Here is a 20,271-nt window from a genome sequence, read left to right on the forward strand (position 1 = left end):
CCCCACGGTGCTCGGCCGCGCCCGCCGCACGTCGGCGTCGCGCGCCCCGGCCCTCGGCGCCGCGCCGTCGCTCCAGGCCCGCGCCGCCGTCGCGGTCGGCGACACGGTCGGGCTGAACGTCTTCAACCTGTCGGCGCGCACCTGCGCCCGCGCCATCCCGGTGCGCGCGCGCGTCGTCTACACCGGCGCCCGCGCCGTCGTGTACGAGGACGTGGCCAACGCGCTCGCCGGGTCGATGGACGCCGAGCTGCGGCGCGTCGGCGAGGAGTTCGACGCGACCATGCTCCCGATCCTCGAGCGGAACTTCGGGAACGCGCTGGCGATGGACGCCAAGCTCGACGCCGACGGGAAGATCGCGATGCTGTTCACCAAGACGGTGAACGACAGCATGCCGAACGTGCTCGGCTTCGTCACGTCGTGCAACTTCTACGCGAAGCGCAACACCGGCTTCGCCGCCAGCAACGAGATGGAGCTGTTCTACGCCCGCGCCCCCGGCGCCGGCGAGAGCGCGGCCGCGTGGCGCTACAACCTGCGCGCGACCACCATCCACGAGATGAAGCACGTCGTCGCGTACGCCGAGAAGATCGGCCGCGCCGGCGACGGCATCCCGAATTACGACGACGACTGGCTCGAGGAGGGCTCGGCGCGGCTGTCGGAGGAGCTGTACGCGCGCACCTTCTCCGGCGCGGCGTGGCGCGGCAACGCGGGCTTCGCGTCCACCGTCGGCTGCGAGCTGGCGCTGTGCGACGAGCGGCCGTACGCGATGGCGAAGCACTGGACGCGCATGCACCTGTACTACCGCAGCGTCGACGCGCTCTCGCCGCTGGTCGGGTCCAACGACATCAACGCCACCTTCTACTCCAGCGCGTGGTCGCTCCTGCGCTGGGCGCTCGACCACTACGCCGGCGGCGACGAGGCCGGGTTCCTCAGGGCGCTGACGCTGGAGCCGACGCTCTACGGCGTCGCCAACCTGGCCGCGCGCACCGGCCGCCCGCCCGCCGAGATGCTCGCCGAGTGGGGCCAGGCGATGTTCCTCGACGACGCGCCGGGGTTCGCGCCGCTCCGCGCGCAGCTCGGCTTCCCGAGCTGGAACGCGCGCGACCTGCTGCGCGGGCTGAGCGCCTTCAGCCCCGGCTCCTACCCCGGCGCCTTCCCGCTCGCCGTGCGCCAGGCGCCCTTCGGCGACTTCCTCAGCCAGGACATGCTGCTGCGCGGCTGGAGCACGGCCTACTTCGAGCTGTCGGGCACGATGCGGGCGCCGCAGCTGCTCGAGCTCCGCGCGCCGAACGGCGGCCCCGCGCCGGCGACGATGCGGATGGCGATCGTCAGGCTCGAATAGCGGCGGCCGCCCTTCGAACGGCGGGAGTCGAAACAACGGGAGTCATCAGAGCGGGAGTCGTTGAAGCGCACTGCGCTCTTACGACTCCCGCTTTCGTGACTCCCGCCGGTACGACTCCCGCCGTATCAGACGGCGGCTGCCGCCGGCGCGGCGCCAAAAACGTCGAGCGCCAGCTCCACCTTCCCGAACGGCGCCGAGACCTGCACTCCCTGCACGGCGCCGCGCACCTGGTCGAGCATCTCGCGCGCGATCGCGATCCCCTCGGCCACCGCGTGCTCCTTCGAGCGATCGTTGGCCGCGCGCATGCGGCGCAGCACCGCCTCGGGGACGGTCACGCCCGGGACCTCGTTGGCCAGGAACTCGGCGTTGCGCGCCGAGACCAGCGGCCAGATCCCGGCGATCACCGGGATCCGCACGTCGTCGACCGTGCGCAGGAAGCGCTCGAGCTGCGCCGGGTCGAACACCGGCTGCGTGATCGCGTACTCGGCCCCCGCCTCGACCTTGTAGGCGAAGCGCCGGCGCTCGTGCTCCGGGTCGATCGCCGCCGGGTTCACGCCCACGCCCACCACGAACCGCGTCGGGGCGCCGAGCGCGTTGCCGCCCGGGTCGAGGGCGCGGTTGAGCCCCGCGACCAGGTTCGTGAGCCCGATCGCGTCGATGTCGAAGACCGCCGTCGCGTCGGGGTAGGGGCCCATCTTCGGCGGGTCGCCGGTGATGAGCAGCAGGTTGCGCAGCCCCAGCCCCGCCGCGCCCAGCAGGTCGCTCAGCATCCCGAGCAGGTTGCGGTCGCGGCAGGCGTAGTGGGTCACGCTCTCGATCCCGACCCGCTGCTCGATCAGCAGCGACGTCGCGATCGCCCCCATGCGGCTCTGCGCGCGCGGGCCGTCGGGGACGTTGATCGCGTCCACCCCCGCCGCGTGCAGCCGCCCGGCGTCCGCCAGCAGCTTGGTCGTGTCGATCCCGCGCGGCGGCACGATCTCCACCGTCGTCACGAAGCTCCCCTCGGCGAGCTTGCGCCCCAGCTTGGAGCGCTCGGCGAGGGGCACCGGGGGGACGCCCACCGGGCGCGCCATCGCCCGGTGCTCGGCGGTCGCCGTCATCGGCGCCGACCGCCCGCGCGCCTGCGACGCCATCGCCCGCTCCACGCGGAGCGCCTGCGCCATCGCCCGGATGTGCTCCGGCGTCGTGCCGCAGCAGCCGCCGACGATCTTCGCGCCCCCCTGCACCAGGTGCCGGGCGTAGGTCGCGAAGTACTCGGCGCTCGCCATGTAGATGCGCCGCCCGCCGACGTCGCGTGGCATCCCGGCGTTCGGCATCGCGGCCAGCTTGCGCGGCGTCTCCCCGGCCATCCGCTCGACCGCCTCCAGGATCGTCTGCGGGCCGACCGAGCAGTTGAGCCCGATCACGTCCGCCCCCCACGCGTCGAGCGCGCGCGCGACGTCCTGCGGCGCGGCCCCGAACGGGGTCCGCAGGTCCTCCCCGACGGTCGTCATCGCCACCACCGGCACCGCCGGGTCGACCGAGCGGGCGGCCAGGATCGCCTGCTCCAGCTCCAGCAGGTCGCCGAAGGTCTCCAGCACGAACAGGTCGGCGCCCCCCTCGCGGAGCGCCGTCATCTGCTCGGCGAACAGCGCCCGGGCGTCCTCGCGCGAGGTCGGGCCGTACGGCTCGATGCGGAGCCCGAGCGGGCCGACCGCCCCCGCCACCAGCACCGGCGGCCCCGACCGCGCGTCGCCGGCCGCCTCGCGGGCGAGCTCGGCGGCACGCCGATTGATCGCCGCCACCTGCTCGTCGAGCCCGTAGCTGGCCAGCTTCGCCCGGTTGGCGCCGAAGGTGTTGGTCTCCAGCACCTCCGCCCCGGCGGCCACGTACGCCCGGTGGACGTCGCGGACGAGGTCGGGGGCCCGCAGCGCCAGCTCGTCGTAGCACTGGTTGATGAAGACGCCCCTGGTATAGAGCATCGTCCCCATCGCCCCGTCGAAGAGCACGATCTCGTGCGGGTCGAGCAGGCGGTCGAGGGCGGCGGCGCGGGAGTCGGTCACGATGGGGCTCGGCGGGTCAGGCGGGAGGCTATTATCTTATCATCCGGATGACCGGATGGAATAGCGCCGCCGAGCGCTCCCGGTCCTCCAGACCCGAGCCCGACCCCGCCGTGCCCGCCACCGCCACGCCCCCTGCGTCCCCCGCCGCGCGCACCCGCGCCGAGCGACTCGCCCGGCTCGAGCCGCTGCTCGCCCGCCGCATCCTCGTCCTCGACGGGGCGATGGGGACGATGGTGCAGACCTACCGGCTGGGGGAGGAGGAGTATCGCGGGCGCGGCGGCCCCATCCCGGAGCGGTTCGCCGACTGGCCGGTCGACCTGCGCGGCAACAACGACCTGCTGGTCCTGACCCGGCCGGACGTCATCGGCGAGATCCACCGCGCGTACCTCGCGGCGGGCGCCGACATCCTCGAGACCAGCACGTTCAACTCGACGTCCGTCTCGATGGCCGACTACCGGATGTCGGCGCTCGCCTACGAGCTGAACGTCGCCGGCGCGCGGCTGGCGCGGTCGGTGGCGGACGAGTTCGAGGCGGTCGACCCCGAGCGCCCGCGCTTCGTGGCCGGCGTGCTCGGGCCGATGAACCGCAGCGCGTCGATCTCGCCCGACGTCAACGACCCCGGGTTCCGCAACATCACCTGGGACGAGATGGTCCCGGCCTACGCCGAGGCGGCCAGCGGGCTGCTCGACGGCGGCGCCGACATCCTGCTGGTCGAGACGATCTTCGACACGCTGAACGCCAAGGCGGCCCTGTTCGCGATCGAGCAGGTGTTCGACGCCCGCGGCGAGCGCGTGCCGGTCATGATCTCCGGGACGATCACCGACGCCAGCGGGCGCACGCTCACGGGCCAGACCGCCGAGGCGTTCTGGTACTCGATGATGCACGCCCGCCCGCTGTCGATCGGGCTGAACTGCGCGCTCGGCGCCAAGGACCTCCGCCGCCACGTGCAGGAGCTGGCGCGCGTCGCCGACTGCCTCGTGACCGCGCACCCGAACGCCGGCCTCCCCAACGAGTTCGGCGGCTACGACGAGTCGCCCGAGGCGATGGCGGCGGTGCTGCGCGAGTTCGCCGAGGCGGGGCTGGTGAACGTCGTCGGCGGCTGCTGCGGCACCACGCCCGCGCACATCCGCGCGATCGCCGAGGCGGTGGCCGAACTCCCGCCGCGCGCGCGCGTCGAGGTCGCGCCGCGGCTGCGGCTGTCGGGGATGGAGCCGGTGGTGATCGGCCCCGACACCAACTTCGTGAACGTCGGCGAGCGCACCAACGTCACCGGCTCGCGCCAGTTCGCGAAGCTGATCCTGGCCGGCGACTACGGCGCGGCGCTGGTGGTGGCGCGGCAGCAGGTGGAGAACGGCGCGCAGCTCCTCGACGTCAACATGGACGAGGGGATGCTCGACGCCGAGGCGGCGATGACGACCTTCCTGCGGCTCGTGGCCGCGGAGCCCGACATCGCGCGCGTGCCGCTCGTCCTCGACTCGTCCAAGTTCTCGGTGATCGAGGCGGGGCTCAAGAACGTGCAGGGGAAGTGCGTCGTGAACTCGATCTCCCTCAAGGAGGGGGAGGAGGAGTTCGTGCGGCAGGCGACGCTGGTGCGCCGCTACGGCGCGGCGGTCATCGTGATGGCGTTCGACGAGCAGGGGCAGGCCGACACCGTCGAGCGCAAGGTCGACATCTGCGCGCGCGCCTACCGCATCCTGACCGAGCGCGTGGGCTTCGCGCCGCAGGACGTGATCTTCGACCCGAACGTCTTCGCCATCGCCACCGGGATCGCGGAGCACGACGGCTACGGCGTCGCCTTCGTCGAGGCGGTGCGTCGCATCCGCGCCGAGCTGCCGCACGCCAGCACGAGCGGCGGCGTCAGCAACGTGTCGTTCTCCTTCCGCGGGAACGAGCCGGTGCGGATGGCGATCCACGCCGCGTTCCTGTACCACGCGATCCGCGCCGGGCTGACGATGGGCATCGTGAACGCGGGCGCGCTCCCCGTCTACGACGACGTCGACCCCGAGCTGCTGGCGCGCGTCGAGGACGTGGTGCTGAACCGCCGCGCCGACGCCACCGAGCGCCTGCTGGAGATCGCCGAGCGGTTCCGCGGGCAGAAGCAGGCGGCCGCCGAGACCGACGCGTGGCGCGCGCTCCCGGTGCGCGAGCGGCTGTCTTACGCGCTGGTGCACGGGATCGACGCCCACGTCGTGGCCGACACCGAGGAGGCGCGGCTCGGCTTCGCGCGCCCGATCGAGGTGATCGAGGGGCCGCTGATGGACGGGATGAACGTCGTCGGCGACCTGTTCGGGGCGGGGAAGATGTTCCTCCCGCAGGTGGTGAAGAGCGCGCGCGTCATGAAGAAGGCGGTCGCGCACCTCATCCCGTTCATCGAGGCGGAGAAGGCCGAGCGCAACGACACGCGCAGCGCCGGCAAGGTGCTGCTGGCCACCGTGAAGGGCGACGTCCACGACATCGGCAAGAACATCGTGGGCGTGGTGCTGCAGTGCAACAACTTCGAGGTCGTCGACCTGGGGGTGATGGTGCCCGCGGCGACGATCCTGGAGACGGCGCAGCGCGAGGGGGTCGACCTGGTCGGGCTGTCGGGGCTCATCACCCCCTCGCTGGAGGAGATGGCGTTCGTCGCCGGCGAGATGCAGCGCCTCGGGCTGCGCGTCCCGCTGCTCATCGGCGGCGCGACGACGTCCAAGGTGCACACGGCGGTCAAGATCGCGCCGAACTACGAGGGCGCGGTGGTGCACGTGCTCGACGCGTCGCGCGCGGTGGGCGTGGCCGGCTCGCTGCTCAGCGACGGGCTGCGCGACGACTTCGTGGCCGGGGTGCGCACGGAGTACGAGGCGGTGCGCGTCAACCGCGCCGGCCGCCGCGACGCCGAGCGCCTGCTCCCGATCGAGCAGGCGCGCCGCAACCCGGTGGCGATCGACTGGACGGCGTACGCGCCGGTGCGGCCGACGTTCGAGGGGGTGCGCGTGTTCGAAGAGTGGCCGCTGGAGGACCTGGTGCCGCGCGTCGACTGGACGCCGTTCTTCCAGACGTGGGAGCTGGCGGGGCACTACCCGGCGATCCTCGAGGACCCGGTGGTCGGCGAGGCGGCGCGCGGGCTGTGGCGCGACGCGCGTGCGATGCTCGACCGGATCGTCGCCGGGAAGCTGCTCACGGCGCGCGCGGTGGTCGGGCTCTGGCCGGCGAACGCGGTCGGCGACGACGTGGTGCTGTGGTCCGACGCGACCCGCACGCGCCCGCTCGAGACGGTCCACTTCCTCCGCCAGCAGCTCGACAAGAAGGACGAGCGTCCCAACTACTGCCTCGCCGACTTCGTCGCCCCGCGCACGAGCGGCGTCCCCGACTGGTTCGGCGGCTTCGCGGTGACGGCCGGCATCGGGCTCGACGCGCTGGTCGCGGAGTACGAGGCGGCCAATGACCCGTACTCGGCGATCCTCGCCAAGGCGCTGGCCGACCGCCTCGCCGAGGCGTTCGCCGAGCGGCTGCACGAGCGCGTGCGGCAGGAGTACTGGGGCTACGCGGCCGACGAGGCGCTGGCGAACGACGCGCTGATCCGCGAGGAGTACCGCGGCATCCGCCCCGCGCCCGGCTACCCGGCGTGCCCCGACCACACCGAGAAGGGCCCGCTCTTCCGCCTCCTCGGCGCCACCGACGCGATCGGGCTGCGCCTCACCGAGAGCTTCGCCATGACGCCGACCGCCGCCGTCAGCGGCTACTACATCGGCCACCCGCAGGCGCGCTACTTCGGCGTCGGCAAGATCGGGCGCGACCAGGTCGAGGACTACGCCGCGCGGCGCGGGATGCCGGTCGCGGAGGCGCTGCGGTGGCTGGGGCCGAATTTAGCGTAGGACCTGAGACGGCGTGGTCAGATACGGCGTGGTCAGATACGGCGTGGTCTGATACGGCGTGGTCTGATACGGCGTGGTCTGATACGGCGTTCTCGGATACCGCGTTCTCGGATACGGCGTTCTCGGATACGGCGTTCTCAAAGCTGCGTTCTCGGGTGCGGCGTGACCGACGACCAAGAGGTGCGAGTCACGCCGCACCCGACAACGCCGTATCAGACCACGCCCTACCTGAGAACGCCCCACCTGAGAACGCCGTATCAGGCCTTCCACACATCCCACCGCCCCCGCACGCCGTGGTACATGGCCACGGCCGCCGCGGCCTGCATGCTCCCGAGCTGCAGGGCGATGCCGCGCAGGCGGCGCGAGACGGGGTCGGGGCCGAGCGCGAGCCAGGCGGCGCCCGCGAGGAGCGCTGCCGCGGCCCACGCCAGCGCGGCCGGTGGCAGGCGTCGCCCGACCTCCAGCGCCGCGCCGGCGGCGACGAGCAGGAAGGCCAGCGGGAGGAGGAGGCGGAGCAGCTTGTGGCACACGAACTCGAGCCACAGCGGGTTGCGCCACGGGAGGAGTAGGCCGGGCAGGTAGGCGCAGAGCTGGTAGTTGCCGGTGAGCGTGCGGACCTTGCGGCGGAACTCCTGCGCCGCGGCCACGCGCCGCGTCTCGTGCGCGAAGGCGTCGGGGACGAAGCCCACGCGGCGCCCCGCCAGCGCGAGGCGCATCGGCACGTAGACGTCGTCGAGGATCAGGTCCGCCGGCAGGTCGGCCCACAGCGATCGCCACATCGCGTACACCGACCCGCTGACGCCCACCGCGGAGTGCAGCCGCGCCTCGGCGTCGCGCAGGTTCAGCTCGTAGCGCGAGTAGAGGCGGAAGAGCGACGACTCGCGGTCGGCGGGGAGGAGCAGCCGCCCCGAGGTGATCCCGAGGCGCGGGTCGGCGCGCAGCGCGTCCGCCAGCTTGCGCGCGACGTCGGGGGCGAAGCGCTGCCGCGCGTCCGAGAAGACGAGCAGCTCGCCGCGCGCCGCCCGCACGGCGGCGTTGAGCGCCGGGCACTTCCCGCCGGGCGCGTCGCCGGCGACGACCGTCACGCGCGGGTCGGCGAAGGCGAGCGCCGGAATGAGCGCCGCGGCCGCCGTGTGGTCGACCGCGACCACGACGTCGAGGCGGCCGGCCGGGTAGTCCTGCGCCAGGAAGTCCGCGACCCGCTCCCGCACCACCTGGGCGTCGTCGCGCGTGGCGAGGACGCAGGTGACCGTCGGCGCCTCGCCGGCGGGGGCGGGCGGGGGCGGGGCGCCGCGCAGGCGCGCGAGGGCGAACACCGCCGCCGGGTAGAGCGCCCACGGGACGACGACGAGGGCGAGGCCGAGCAGGAGCAGGACGAGGGGCGGCGTCACGGGGCGGGGCGGGGGCGGAGCAGGGGCGGGGCGCCCCGGCCCAAGCTGACGGGGGAGCGGGGGGGCGGGCAACCGCCCGACGCCGCGGGCGCTCGTGTCGCGCGCCCCTGGTGCCGAGAATTACGGGAATGGCACGTCCGCGCCCGGCCGGCGATTCCCCCGCATGGGCGGAGTCATCAGATTGCCGGGCTCGGACGACCGTGTGGACGTCGTGGCGCGTGCCGCCCGGCCCACCCTTCATTCCTTAGATATCGAGCGTACCCGTGGCTGATCCCACGACCCGGCGCGAGCGCTTCATCACGGACCGGAAGATCCGCTTCGCGGTGGTCGGCTGCGGCCGCATCTCGCCCAACCACATCGGCGCCATCGCCCAGCACTCGGCCAACGCCGAGCTGGTGGCCGTCTGCGACACCAACCCGCAGGCCCTGGCCTCGGCGGTCGCCAGCACCGGCGCCCGCGGCTACGAGTCGCTCGCCGAGATGCTGCGCGACACCGACGCCGACGCCGTGGTGCTGGCCACGCCCAGCGGGCTGCACCCCGAGCAGGCCATCGAGGTGGCGGCCAGCGGCCGGCACGTCGTGACCGAGAAGCCGATGGCCACGCGGTGGGAGGACGGCAAGCGGATGGTGCAGGCGTGCGACCAGGCCGGCGTCTTCCTGTTCGTCGTGAAGCAGAACCGCCGCAACCCCACCCTGCAGCTGGTGAAGCAGGCGATGGAGCGCGGGCGGTTCGGCCGCATCTACATGGTGAACGTGAACGTCTTCTGGAGCCGCCCGCAGTCCTACTACGACAGCGCCAAGTGGCGCGGCACGTGGGAGTTCGACGGCGGCGCGTTCATGAACCAGGCGAGCCACTACGTGGACCTGCTGGACTGGCTGATCGGGCCCGTCGAGAGCGTGCAGGCCTACACGGCCACGCTGGCGCGCAACATCCAGGTCGAGGACACCGGCGTGGTGAGCATCCGCTGGCGGACCGGCGCGCTCGGCTCGATGAACGTCACGATGCTTGCGTATCCCAAGAACTTCGAGGGCTCGATCACCATCCTCGGGGAGAAGGGGACGGTGCGCCTCGGCGGGATGGCGGTGAACCGGATCGACCACTGGGAGTTCTCGGACTCCGACCCGTCGGACGCCCTCGTGGAGTCGGCGAGCTACGAGACCACCTCCGTCTACGGGTTCGGCCACCCGCTGTACTACGACAACGTGATCCGCTCGCTGCGGGGCGAGGCCCGTCCGGAGACCGACGGGCGCGAGGGGCTGCGCTCCCTGGAGCTGCTCATCGCGACCTACCTCTCGGCGCGCGACGGCCGGCGCGTGGCGCTGCCGCTCGAGTACTGACGGTGGGTGATTCGCCGATCGACCGCGCGGCTCCGCGGTTGCGAGTCGGCGTCGTGCCGTCCTGGTACCCGTCGCCCGAGCTCCCCACATCCGGGATCTTCGTCCGTGAGCAGGTGGACGCGATCACCCGCACGCACCGGGACGTCGAGCTACACGTGCTCCACGTGCCTATGAGCGGCCCCGAGGTCACACCCCGACAGCCTATCGCGTCACTGCCGCGCGCGGTCCGCTTCGCGCGCACTGCGGCGTGGACGTCGCGCCGCGTACGCGACAACTGGATGGAGCACACGTTCCGGCGGATCCAGCTGTCGGAGCGCCTCGCGTGGACACTCGAACTCCGAGACTGCCGTCGGTGGCTCCGTGCCCGCCGGGCGGCCGGGGAGCCCGTCCACATGCTGCATGCACACGTCGCGGCGCACGGCGGCATGCTCGCGGTGCGCCTCGGAAGGGAATTCGGCGTCCCCGTGCTGCTGACCGAGCACATGAGCCCCTTCCCGCTGCCGTCGCTCCAGACCGCGGACGGATCCCCGCGCCCCGAGGTCGTCGAGGCGTGCCGAGACGCGGCGAGAGTGGTGGCGGTGAGCGCCGCGCTCGCGACCGACATCCGGCGACTCACGGGCGTCGAGGCGCTCGTGGTGCCCAACGGCGTCGACGGCGCGCATTTCCACCCGAGCGACGACCGGGCCCGCGCGGCGGGGCCGGTCTTCGTGGGTGCGGGTTTCCTCGTCCCGCAGAAGGGGTTCGATGATCTGCTGCGCGCCTTTCATGTCGTGGCGGCTGCGGAGCCCGCGGCGTGCCTGCGGATCGTCGGCGACGGTCCGGAACGAGGGACGCTAGCCCGTCTCGCTGCCGAACTGGGGATTGCGGACCGTGTCGAATGGTTGGGGCAACTACCGCGGGACGAAGTCGCCCGCGCGTTTAGAGCAGCCGACGTGTTCGTCCTGTCGAGCCGCCACGAGAGTTTGGGGATGGTCGTGATCGAAGCGCTGGCTTCGGGGCTCCCCGTGGTTGCGACGGACTGCGGCGGGCCGCGCGATCTGGTGTCGGCGGACACGGGGCGCCTGGTGCCCGTGGGCGCCCCCGCGGCGCTGGCGGCCGCCATGCGCTCGGTCGCCCGTGAGATGTCGGCACCGCACGCGCCGTCGCGGTCGCGGTTCGAGGCGCATTTCTCGGCCGAGCGGACGGCCGACCGCGTGGTCCGGCTCTATGACGAGGTGCTGCGTGACGCCGAGCCGGGTCGGCGCGTGCGGGGCGGTGCCCGATGATGCGACGCCTGCGGGAACTGGCCGGGGAGACGCTGGTCTACGGCATCTCGCCCATCATCAGTCGGTTCGTCAGCCTGTTCCTCGTGCCCGTATACACCCGACTGTTCACGCCCGAGGACTACGGCGTGTTCAGTCTCGTGAATGGGACCTTCTACATCGCGGCCATATTCGTCGTTCTCGCCCTCGATTCTGCCGCCCACAGGTGGTTCTGGGAGTTCGACGACGAGCCCCGGCGGAAGCAAGTGATCGCCTCGTGGGTGTGGTGCCAGCTCGCGACGTCGACGCTCGTCGCATTCGTGATCATCGCAGCAGCGAGTCCGCTATCGCATACGATCATCGGCCGGTCCGACGGTACGGGCTACCTGCGGCTCATCGCGATCGCGCTACCACTCAACATCCTCAGCGGCGTCACCACCAACTGGCTCCGCATGCAGCGCCGCGCGTGGGCTACCACCGCGTACGCGCTGGGGACGAGTCTCTTCCAGATCGCCGTTACGCTCCTCCTCGTCGTGAAGATGGAGATCGGCCTTCGCGGCGTCTTTGTCGGGCAACTGCTGACGTTCGCCCTCGCGACCGTCGTCGGGGCGCGTCTCCTGCGCGGGTGGATGTCTTACCGGCTAGTGCGCCTGCCGCTGCTGCGGGACATGCTCCGCTTCAGCCTGCCGCTCACCGCGGCGTCGCTCGCGATGTGGGTCGTCAACTTCTCCGATCGCTACATCCTGCAACTTCTCGGTAGCACGGCGGACGTCGGGCTCTACAGCGTCGGCGTGTCGCTCGCAGGAGGCCTCGCCTTGCTCACGCAGGGCTTCCAGATGGCTTGGGGGCCGTTCTCCATGTCCATCAAGGACGCGGCCGACGCGAAGCCGACTTACGCGAGCGTCTTCCTCGTGTACCTGCTCGGTGGCTCCGCGGCGGCGGCAGCGCTCGCCCTTTTCGCGCCGGAGGTATTCCTCCTGCTGACGACACCCGCCTACAGCCGTTCCGCCGAGGTCGTCGGGCTGCTGTCAGTGAGTTACCTAATGATCGGGCTCACCTACATCGCGAACACCGGGCCGCTTATCGTGAAGACCACGACGCCGACGGGCGTTGCGATCGTGCTCGCGGCCGTGATGAACGTCGCTCTGGGATTCCTTCTGGTGCCTCGCCTCGGGATGATCGGGGCAGCGACCGCGACCATGGTCGCGCAGGCGCTCACGCCCATCTACGTCTTCTACCGGTCGCAGACGCTCTACCCGATCCCTTATCGTTTCGGGGCGGGCGCCTGCATTGTCGGGTGCACCATTGTGTTGGCCGTCGGGGCGACGCGGGTGTCGGTGCCGCTGTCGGTGGTGGGTGCGCTCGCGAAGTTGGCAGTGCTCGTCGGCGTCTACGGCGCCCTCGCGTTTGGCCTCCAGATTGTCACGCCGGCGCACGTGCGAAGAGTGGCACGAGTTCTGGGCGCGCGGGCCGGATCAGTCGGGGCCTAGAGCGGGTTCGACAGCCAAACCCCCGCGGACTCAAAGCCGCAGGTTGTCGCGCCCGCGCAACGGGGTCGCGCGACTCTTGACCGGGGAAGCGGCGCGCCGGCAACTTGCAGGCTGAGCCCACGGCCCTGTGCCCCGGCCCGAGCGGCCCCGGCCGCACGGCGTGAGGGTTGCGTATGACGTCGCCGACACGTCCTGCCAGGACGCGTCCCAACGCTGCGCGGGGGTGGCGGGGAGCCGGCGACGACGCCGGGTCCCGGTCCGCTCGCCTCGCCGCGTCGGCCGAGCGTTCCGCCGGCTGCCCCCGCCTCACTCACCGCCTCGCTCCACTCGTGCTCAACGACGACTCCCTCCAGCGCTACGCCAAAGGGCTCTACGCGGTCGCGCTGCTGCTCATCTGCGTCCCGGTCGCCGACATCCTGCTGCGGTCGCTGAACGCCGAGGCCGGCTCGCTCCAGTGGCGCTTCGGCACGGTCGGCCTCCTGTTCGGCAACCTCGGCACCATCCTGCTGGGGCTGGGGGTCTCGGGGCTCGTCGCGGCGCTCACCGGCAGCCGCCCGGCGCTCCGCGCGGTGGGCTTCGTCGCGATCGCGCTGGCGGTGGTGGTGTTCGCGCTGATGGCGCTGTTCGCGCTCGACGCGCTCCAGATGCGCCGCCTCGTCGCGCCGCCGATCAAGCGCCAGATCCTCGTGTCGTCGGCCAGCGCCGGCTTCTCGGCGGGCTTCGGGATGATCGCCCTGCTGGTCCTCGGGCGGGCGGCGCTGGTCGCCAGCCGCCAGACGCGCGCGGCCGCCGGGCGCGGGGCGCCGCGGGCCGTCCAGCCGCTCGTGATGGGCGGCCAGGGCGCGACCAGCGAGTCGGCCTGAGCCCGTCCGTGCGGGGCGGGCGCCACGTCCGGCGCCGCCCCGCTTCCACCACCCGCCGTAGAGAGCAGTGACCACCCAAGTCCGAGCGGAGACGCCACGCGCCGCCTTCCTCGCCGGCGGCCTGCCGTCGCTCCCGACGATACTCACCGCGGCCCTGTTCGCGGTGCTGTACGCGCGGCCGGCGATGCTGCTCGCCCGCGACTGGTGGTCGAACCCGGAGGCGGGCCACGGCCTGCTCCTGGCGCCGATCGCCCTCTGGTTCGCGTGGAAGGCCGGGATCGACCCCGAGGCGCGCCCCAACCGGTGGCTCGGCGTGGCGCTGCTGCTCGGCGGCGTCGGCTTCCGCTGGGTCTCCGAGCTCGCCGCCGAGCTCTTCGTCATGCGCGGCTCGATGCTCATGGCCGCCGCGGGCGTCGTCGCCTGGCACTGGGGCTTCCGCCAGCTGATGCGGTGGTGGCTGCCGTTCGTGCTGCTCGCGCTCTCGATCCCGCTCCCCGACCTGATCCTGAGCCGCATCGCGCTGCCGCTGCAGTTCACGGCGTCCAAGATCGGCGCGGCGCTGCTCGACTGGCGCGACATCCCGGTGCTGCTCACCGGCAACGTGATCCGCATCCCCGGGCACGAGCTGTTCGTGGCCGAGGCGTGCAGCGGGCTGCGCTCGCTCACCGCGCTGCTCTCGCTCGGCGTGCTGCTGGGCGCGATCAGCCTGGACAAGCCGATCAGCCGCGTCCTGCTGCTGGCGATGGCGATCCCGGTCGCGATCATTCTGAACGGCTTCCGGGTATTCCTCACCGGGTTCCTCGTCTACTTCGTCGACCCGAAGCTCGGCGAGGGGTTCATGCACCTGACCGAGGGGTGGCTGATCTTCGTGATCGCCTTCCTCATGCTGGGCGGCGTCGCCTGGTCGCTCCTCGCCGCCGAGCGGTGGCTGCAGGCGCGGCGGAACGGCCCGACCGACACCGACGCTCCCGAGGTCGCTCATGCGTGACGTGCTGCAGTGGGTCCCCGTGGCGCTCCTCGGCGCCGGCTGCCTCCTCCTCAACGGGATGCGGGAGCAGCACCAGATGCCGGCGCGGGCGGAGATGCGCACCATCACCGTCGACGCCCCCGGCTACACGGCGACCGACGTGACGGTGCCGGAGGAGGAGCGCCGCGTCGCCGGGATGACCGACTACGTCATGCGGTCGTTCCAGCGCGACTCGCTCGACCCGGGGTTCAGCGTCTACGTCGGCTACTACGACTACCAGGTCCAGGGGAAGACCATCCACTCCCCGAAGAACTGCCTCCCCGGCGCCGGCTGGGAGGCGGTCGAGGCGGGGACGCGCACGGTGTCGGTCGACGGGCGCCCGGCCCAGATGAACCGCTACCTGCTGGCGAACAAGGGCTCGCAGGCGCTCGTGTACTACTGGTACCAGGGGCGCGGCCGGCTGGAGTGGAACGAGTACCAGGTGAAGTGGAACCTCCTGCGCGACGCCGCGGTCCACGGGCGCACCGAGGAGGCGCTGGTGCGCATCGTCGTCCCGATCGGGGTCGCCGACCGCACCCAGGCGGCGCAGACGGGGCAGAGCCCGTACGTGCGCGCCGACTCGATCGCGATGGACGTGGCGCGCCAGCTCGTGCCGCGCGTGGACCGCGCCATCCCGGTCGGTCCCACCGCGTGAGTGATCGCCGGCCGGCGGGCCTCCGGGCCCGCCGGCGCGGCACGGTCCCGTCGCCGTGACGCGACCGCAGACGGACGCCTTCCCGATCCGCGCCATGCCCCTCGTCTCGTCGGGGGCGCGACGCGCCCGCCGCGGTCTCGCCCCCCTGTGGTGGGGGCTCGCGCTCCTGGCCGCCCTGCTGGCCGCCGCCGCCGCCTTCTCGCGCGGCGTGTCGGGCGAGGGCGTCGCGGCCTCCTTCGGCGCCGCCGATCCCGGCGCGCTCGATCCGGCGCTGGTCGCCGCGCCCGACGCGTCGGCCGCGCGCGCCGCGCCGCGCCAGGTCGCGCTCGCGCTGCACCGCCTGCAGGGCGGCGGAGGCCGGGCCCTCGTCTCGAGCGGCATCCCGCTCCCGCCGGGCGCGGTGACGGCCGACCAGATCGCGTGGGTCGCGGTCGTCGTCGGCGACTCGCAGCCGGCGCAGCGGGTGCGCGCGCTCCACACGCGGCACCGCGACGGGTCGCTGCGCGCGGTGCTCGTCCAGTTCCACGCCGAGCTGTCGGGGCCGAGGTCGGTCCCCGCCCGCCTCGTCATCGGGCCGCGCCGCGCCGCCGCCGCGCTGCCGGGGGACGCGGCGGCCCCGGGCTCGCCGGAGGCGGTCGCGCTGCCGACCGATCCCACCTACCTCGTGGCGACCGACGTCGTCGGCCCGACGCGCACCGTGGTCGAGACGCGCCTGATGGGCGGCGCCTACGCGCGCTACGAGGAGGACTTCCGCACCTTCTCCGAGAAGCTCTGGGCGAGCGAGGGGCCGAAGTGGGAGGGGAACTACTACGACCGCGCGCTGATCTACTACGCGTGGTGGGCGCGCACGGGGGACCCCCTGTACTGGCGGCGGGCCACCGAGTCCGCGCTGACGTACCGGCGCGACTACCTCGAGGCGAACAAGGCGGACCCCTACAAGTCGTCGCCCCACTGGGCGCAGCTGGGCGGGCTGGCGGTGCACTACCAGCTCACCGGCGACGAGGGGAGCCGCAAGGCCGTGGTGCGGGTGGCCGATATCCTGAACGGGTTCAACCCGAGCTACATGACGCGGGCGATCGGCGAGTCGCGCATCGCGGCGCGCCTCGTCCAGAGCGCGCTGCTGGCGTGGCGCCTCATGCCGCCGGGCTCCCCGCTCCCCGAGGGCGCGGAGCGCGCCGACTGGGCGCAGCGGCTGGACCGCCACCTCGCGGCCGTCTTCGCGTGGCAACTGCCCGACGGCAGCTATCCGGCCGACGGGCAGGTGTGCGGGGGGCAGCTGAACTACATGGTGGGCATGCTCGACGACGCGCTGATCCAGGTGTACGGCGAGTACCGGCAGGACCCGCGCATCGTCGATGCCGTGCGGCGCGCGGGGGACTACATGTGGCGCACGCAGTGGCGCGGCGACGCGCAGGCGTTCCAGTACGCGAGCGTGATGTGCCCGAAGAACGAGCAGGGGTTCGGCGTCGGCGGCCCCGACCCCGCGCCCGACCTCAACGGGCTGATCGCGACCACCTATGCCTGGCTCGGCGCGCGGGCGTCCGACCCGGCCGAGCGGGGGACGTACCGGCAGCGCACGGACGCGGTGCTGGCGGGCGGCGTCGCGAAGGCGTGGCTGTCCGGCTCGAAGCAGTTCAACGAGCACTACTCCGCCAGCTACCGCGCGCTCGGCTACCGCTGACCGGCGCGCGCGGCGGCGGCCGCGCGGGCGCGCGCTACTCGAAGCGCGCGTCCATCAGCTCGGCCCACCGCACCAGGTTCACCCAGCGCCAGAGCGGCACGCCGCCCGGCGCGGCGCCGCCGGCCGCGATCGCCTCCGCGCTGCGCCGCAGCGCGCCCTGGTCGATGAACGGGAGCGCGCGCGCGGTCTCGCCGGCGAGCGCGCCCGAGGTCCACGGACGCAGCTCGCCGAGCCACGCCTCCTGCGGCGGCTGGAAGCCGATCTTGTCGCGGCGGTCGAGGATCGCGTCGGGGACGATGCCGCGCATCGCCTGCCGGAACACCGCCTTCCGCGTCCCGTCGCGGTCGATCAGGAACTCCGCCGGGAGCGAGAAGAGCAGCGACGCGAAGTCGGGCGTCAGGAAGGGGACGCGGCTCTCCACCGAGTGCGCCATCGAGTTGCGGTCCTCGAAGCGCAGGAGCCCGAGGAGCGACGTCCCGACCGAGCTGCCGAGGTGCGCGAACAGGTCCGGCCCCGGGTCGGCGGGGAACATGTCGGCGCCGTCGCCGCAGCGGTCGGCGAACCAGTCGCCGCGCAGCCACTCCGGGAGCGTCCCCGCGCGCGCGCGGCGGCTGCCGAGCGCCTTGACCCAGCGCGGCGCGAGCGACGCGGCGACGTAGCGCTGCACGTAGCGCACGTCGACGTCGCGCGTGGCGCCCGCGGCCGAGTACAGCGCGCGCCGCGCCGCGAGGAAGCGCGCCTGCCGGAACATCGCCGCCACGTGCGGCGCGAAGTACACGCCGTAGCCGGCCATCAGCTCGTCGGCGCCCTGGCCGTCGAGCATCACGCGCACGCCGCGCTCGGCCGCCGTCCCGAAGACGTGGTACTGCGCGTACATGCTCATCGAGGGCATCGGCTCGCCCTGCAGCGCCACCAGCCGGTCCAGCTCGTCCGGCGTCGTCGACGGGTCGGGGCGGACCTCGTGGATCGTCGCGCCGGCGGCGGCGCCGGCGACGCGGATCCACTTCTCCTCGCTGATCCGCTCGTCGGCGGCGATGAAGCTGAACGCGTGCATCTCGCTCGCCGGCTCGATGCGGCGGATGGCGGTCGCGATCGCCGACGAGTCGATGCCGCCGGAGAGCGCGACGCCGACGGGGACGTCGCTGCGCAGGTGGCGCGCGACGCTGCCGAGGAACGCGTCGCGCACGAGCGCGGCCGCCTCGTCGAAGCCGAGGCCGCGCGCCTCCTCGCGCCGCAGCGCCCAGTACGCGGCCGGCGCGCCGACGTCGAGCCCCGACGGGCCGACGCGCACCGACATCCAGTGCCCGGGCGGGACGCTGCGCACGTGCGCGAAGAACGTCCGGTCGGGCCACGCGACCTCGCCGCGGGCGAGGTACTGGAACACGGCCGCGGGGTCCGCCGTGCGCGGGGCGAGCCCGAGGCCGAGCAGCGCCTGCACCTCGGACGCGAAGGCGAACCCGCGCGGCGCGTCGACGTAGAACAGCGGCTTGATGCCGAACGGGTCGCGCGCGAGGTGTAGCGTCCCCTCGACGCTGTCGAGGATCGCCAACGCGAACATCCCCTCGAAGCGGCGCAGCGCGGCGCCGCCCCACTGCGCGAACGCGGCGATCGCGACCTCGGTGTCGCCGTGCGACCGGAAGCTCCAGCCGAGCGCGCGCAGCTCCTCGCGCAGCTCGACGAAGTTGTAGATCTCGCCGTTGTAGACGGCGTGGTACCGCCCGTCGGGCGTCGACATCGGCTGCCAGCCGAGCGTCGACAGGTCGAGGATCGACAGCCGGCGGTGCATGAAGCCGAGGCGGCGCCCCGCGGCCTCCGCGGGGTCGCGCGAGAGCGTCGGCGCGCCGCCCGGCGACCAGCCGAGGTACCCGGTGTCGTCAGGGCCGCGGTGGGCGAGCGAGGTGCTCAGCGCGCGCAGCTGGTCGGACGTGGTCCGCTGCTCGCCCGCGAAGACGATTCCGGCTACTCCGCACATCAGGATCGGGGGACGGGAGTGCGGCGAGTCCAGCACGCGCCACGCCGCGAAGTCTAAGGCCGCCGCCCCCCCGTCGCCACGGACCCGCGCGGCGACGCGCGCGGTGCGCGCGCCGTGTCCCGGGTCACGTGACCTCGGCACGCGTGACACGTCCCTTGTGTGGGTGACGATCGCACGCGACGCCGAGCCTGACGGCGCGCGCGTGGAACGTTCGCCGGGAGGCCACGGGCGTGACGGTCGCGTCGCGTCCACCCCTCCCGCGCGACGCCGTCGGCACCTTCCCACCTCATCAGGGCAGGATCGCCCCCCTCCGTGGGGAAAGCGACAAGGGCACACCCGGCGAAAGCCGGGGCCGCAAAGCCAACGAGGCTACCGCGCGGGACTCGCATCCCACGCCACGCCGGTCGGGCCGCCGAACTTCTCACACGATTGGCCGGAGGGGCGCAGTGTCCTCGAACTCCCGCACATCCGCGCGACGCGTCGTACGCGTCGCGCACCTGCTGGCCGCGTCGGCGGCGGTCGCCGCGTGCGGCGACGTCACGACGGCGCCCGCGTCGCGCGCCGAGCTGGCCGCGCGCGGCCGCGCGAGCGCCAGCACGACCACCGCCGTGCAGAGCGTCGCCCTCGACATCCAGTCGGGGCTCGAGAGCCCCGACTGGTCGATGCCGACCGGCGGCGAGGCGCAGTTCGGCGCCATCGCGACCGACGCGAGCGGGCAGCGCGTCACCGGGCGCGTCGCCGTCTACCGCGTCGTGCGCGAGTCCTCGCCGGGCGTGGTGCGCATCGACTCGCTGTCCGGTCGCCTGCTCGCGTTCGCGCAGGGCACCTTCCAGGTCGCGGTGTCGGTCGACGGCGTGTCGTCCACGCCGGCGCAGTTCTCCGTCGTCGGCGCCACCGTGCCCGACACGACGGCCGCGGCGCCCGCGCCGACCACCACGCCCACGACGACGGCGTCGACGCCGAGCACCGAGCCGACGCCGACGACCACCACGACGACCACGCAGACGAACGGCGGCGGGAAGCTGAAGCCCGCGCAGAAGCCGCAGGGACCCGCCACGTCGGCCAGCGTGCCGCCGGTGGGCACCGGCTCGGTGGCGCTGGGGGTGTGGCGGTTCGACGGGGGGAGCGGGGCGGCGGTGGTGTCGAGCGGGGTGCCGCTGGCGCCGGGGCGGCTGTTCCCGGGGCAGGAGGGGCGGGTGCGGGTGGTGGTCGGCGCGGGGAGCGCGGCGGCCGAGGCGGCGGTCTACGCCGCGGGGCTCCACAGCCGCCACGCCGACGGCTCGCTGCGCGCGGTGCTGGTGCAGTTCCGCGTGGGCGCGCTCGCCTCAGGCGCCGCGCTGCCGGCGCGCCTCGACCTCGACGCCGGGGACCGGCCGGCCGCCCTCGTGCTGGCCGCGCCGCTG

At 73.3% G+C, this 20,271-nt stretch carries 12 protein-coding genes, 1 pseudogene and 1 riboswitch; of the genes and pseudogenes, 10 read left to right on the top strand and 3 right to left on the bottom strand.

Annotation, left to right across the window (positions count from 1 at the left end; all coding sequences use genetic code 11):
* On the top strand, positions 1-1,339 hold a 1,339-nt coding region (locus tag PYV61_RS06070; protein ID WP_275829363.1), incomplete at its 5' end, for a hypothetical protein.
* A gap of 125 nt (positions 1,340-1,464) precedes the next feature.
* Here PYV61_RS06070 and PYV61_RS06075 read toward each other — a convergent pair.
* Positions 1,465-3,381 (bottom strand): bifunctional homocysteine S-methyltransferase/methylenetetrahydrofolate reductase, encoded by a 1,917-nt coding sequence (locus PYV61_RS06075; RefSeq protein ID WP_275829365.1) that lies wholly within the window; start codon positions 3,379-3,381, stop codon positions 1,465-1,467.
* A gap of 185 nt (positions 3,382-3,566) precedes the next feature.
* Between PYV61_RS06075 and metH the strand changes: the two genes are divergently transcribed.
* A complete protein-coding gene (metH, locus tag PYV61_RS06080) occupies positions 3,567-7,232 on the top strand; it encodes a methionine synthase (protein ID WP_345785214.1) in 3,666 nt (1,221 codons plus the stop codon).
* A gap of 257 nt (positions 7,233-7,489) precedes the next feature.
* On the opposite strand, the gene PYV61_RS06085 is transcribed toward metH, so the two are convergent.
* On the bottom strand, positions 7,490-8,623 hold the full coding sequence (locus tag PYV61_RS06085) for a glycosyltransferase (RefSeq protein WP_275829369.1): 1,134 nt from the start codon (positions 8,621-8,623) through the stop codon (positions 7,490-7,492).
* Positions 8,624-8,886: 263 nt separating this feature from the next.
* Here PYV61_RS06085 and PYV61_RS06090 point away from each other — a divergent pair, with 263 nt between their 5' ends.
* The 7 genes from PYV61_RS06090 to PYV61_RS06120 all read left to right on the top strand — a co-directional run bounded on the left by PYV61_RS06090 (position 8,887) and on the right by PYV61_RS06120 (position 16,896).
* Entirely contained in the window at positions 8,887-9,960 is a 1,074-nt protein-coding gene (locus tag PYV61_RS06090) for a Gfo/Idh/MocA family oxidoreductase (RefSeq protein ID WP_275829371.1), read from the top strand.
* A 53-nt stretch (positions 9,961-10,013) separates the two neighbouring features.
* Complete coding sequence (locus PYV61_RS06095; RefSeq protein WP_275829373.1) at positions 10,014-11,225, top strand: glycosyltransferase; 1,212 nt, start codon at positions 10,014-10,016, stop codon at positions 11,223-11,225.
* On the top strand, positions 11,222-12,691 hold the full coding sequence (locus PYV61_RS06100) for an oligosaccharide flippase family protein (protein WP_275829375.1): 1,470 nt from the start codon (positions 11,222-11,224) through the stop codon (positions 12,689-12,691). The genes PYV61_RS06095 and PYV61_RS06100 overlap by 4 nt, the downstream gene beginning before the upstream one ends.
* A 329-nt stretch (positions 12,692-13,020) precedes the next feature.
* The gene (locus PYV61_RS06105; protein ID WP_275829377.1) at positions 13,021-13,554 is read left to right on the top strand and encodes a hypothetical protein; all 534 of its coding nucleotides are present in this window, start codon (positions 13,021-13,023) and stop codon (positions 13,552-13,554) included.
* Positions 13,555-13,621: 67 nt separating this feature from the next.
* Positions 13,622-14,542, top strand: coding sequence for an exosortase/archaeosortase family protein (locus tag PYV61_RS06110; RefSeq protein ID WP_275829379.1), 921 nt, complete (start codon positions 13,622-13,624; stop codon positions 14,540-14,542).
* Positions 14,535-15,215, top strand: coding sequence for an exosortase C-terminal domain/associated protein EpsI (locus tag PYV61_RS06115; protein ID WP_275829381.1), 681 nt, complete (start codon positions 14,535-14,537; stop codon positions 15,213-15,215). The genes PYV61_RS06110 and PYV61_RS06115 overlap by 8 nt, the downstream gene beginning before the upstream one ends.
* Positions 15,216-15,309: 94 nt before the next feature.
* On the top strand, positions 15,310-16,896 hold the full coding sequence (locus tag PYV61_RS06120; protein ID WP_275829384.1) for a hypothetical protein: 1,587 nt from the start codon (positions 15,310-15,312) through the stop codon (positions 16,894-16,896).
* Positions 16,897-16,930: 34 nt separating this feature from the next.
* Here PYV61_RS06120 and asnB read toward each other — a convergent pair whose 3' ends face one another.
* Positions 16,931-18,868, bottom strand: a complete 1,938-nt coding sequence (gene asnB / locus PYV61_RS06125) for an asparagine synthase (glutamine-hydrolyzing) (protein ID WP_275829386.1) — start codon at positions 18,866-18,868, stop codon at positions 16,931-16,933.
* Positions 18,869-19,187: 319 nt separating this feature from the next.
* A riboswitch (cyclic di-GMP riboswitch) is annotated at positions 19,188-19,285 on the top strand.
* 29 nt (positions 19,286-19,314) lie between these two features.
* Here asnB and PYV61_RS06130 point away from each other — a divergent pair.
* Positions 19,315-20,271, top strand: a pseudogene (locus PYV61_RS06130) (hypothetical protein); the annotation flags it as partial.

The sequence above is a fragment of the Roseisolibacter sp. H3M3-2 genome (genome assembly GCF_029211165.1).
GTDB lineage: Bacteria > Gemmatimonadota > Gemmatimonadetes > Gemmatimonadales > Gemmatimonadaceae > Roseisolibacter.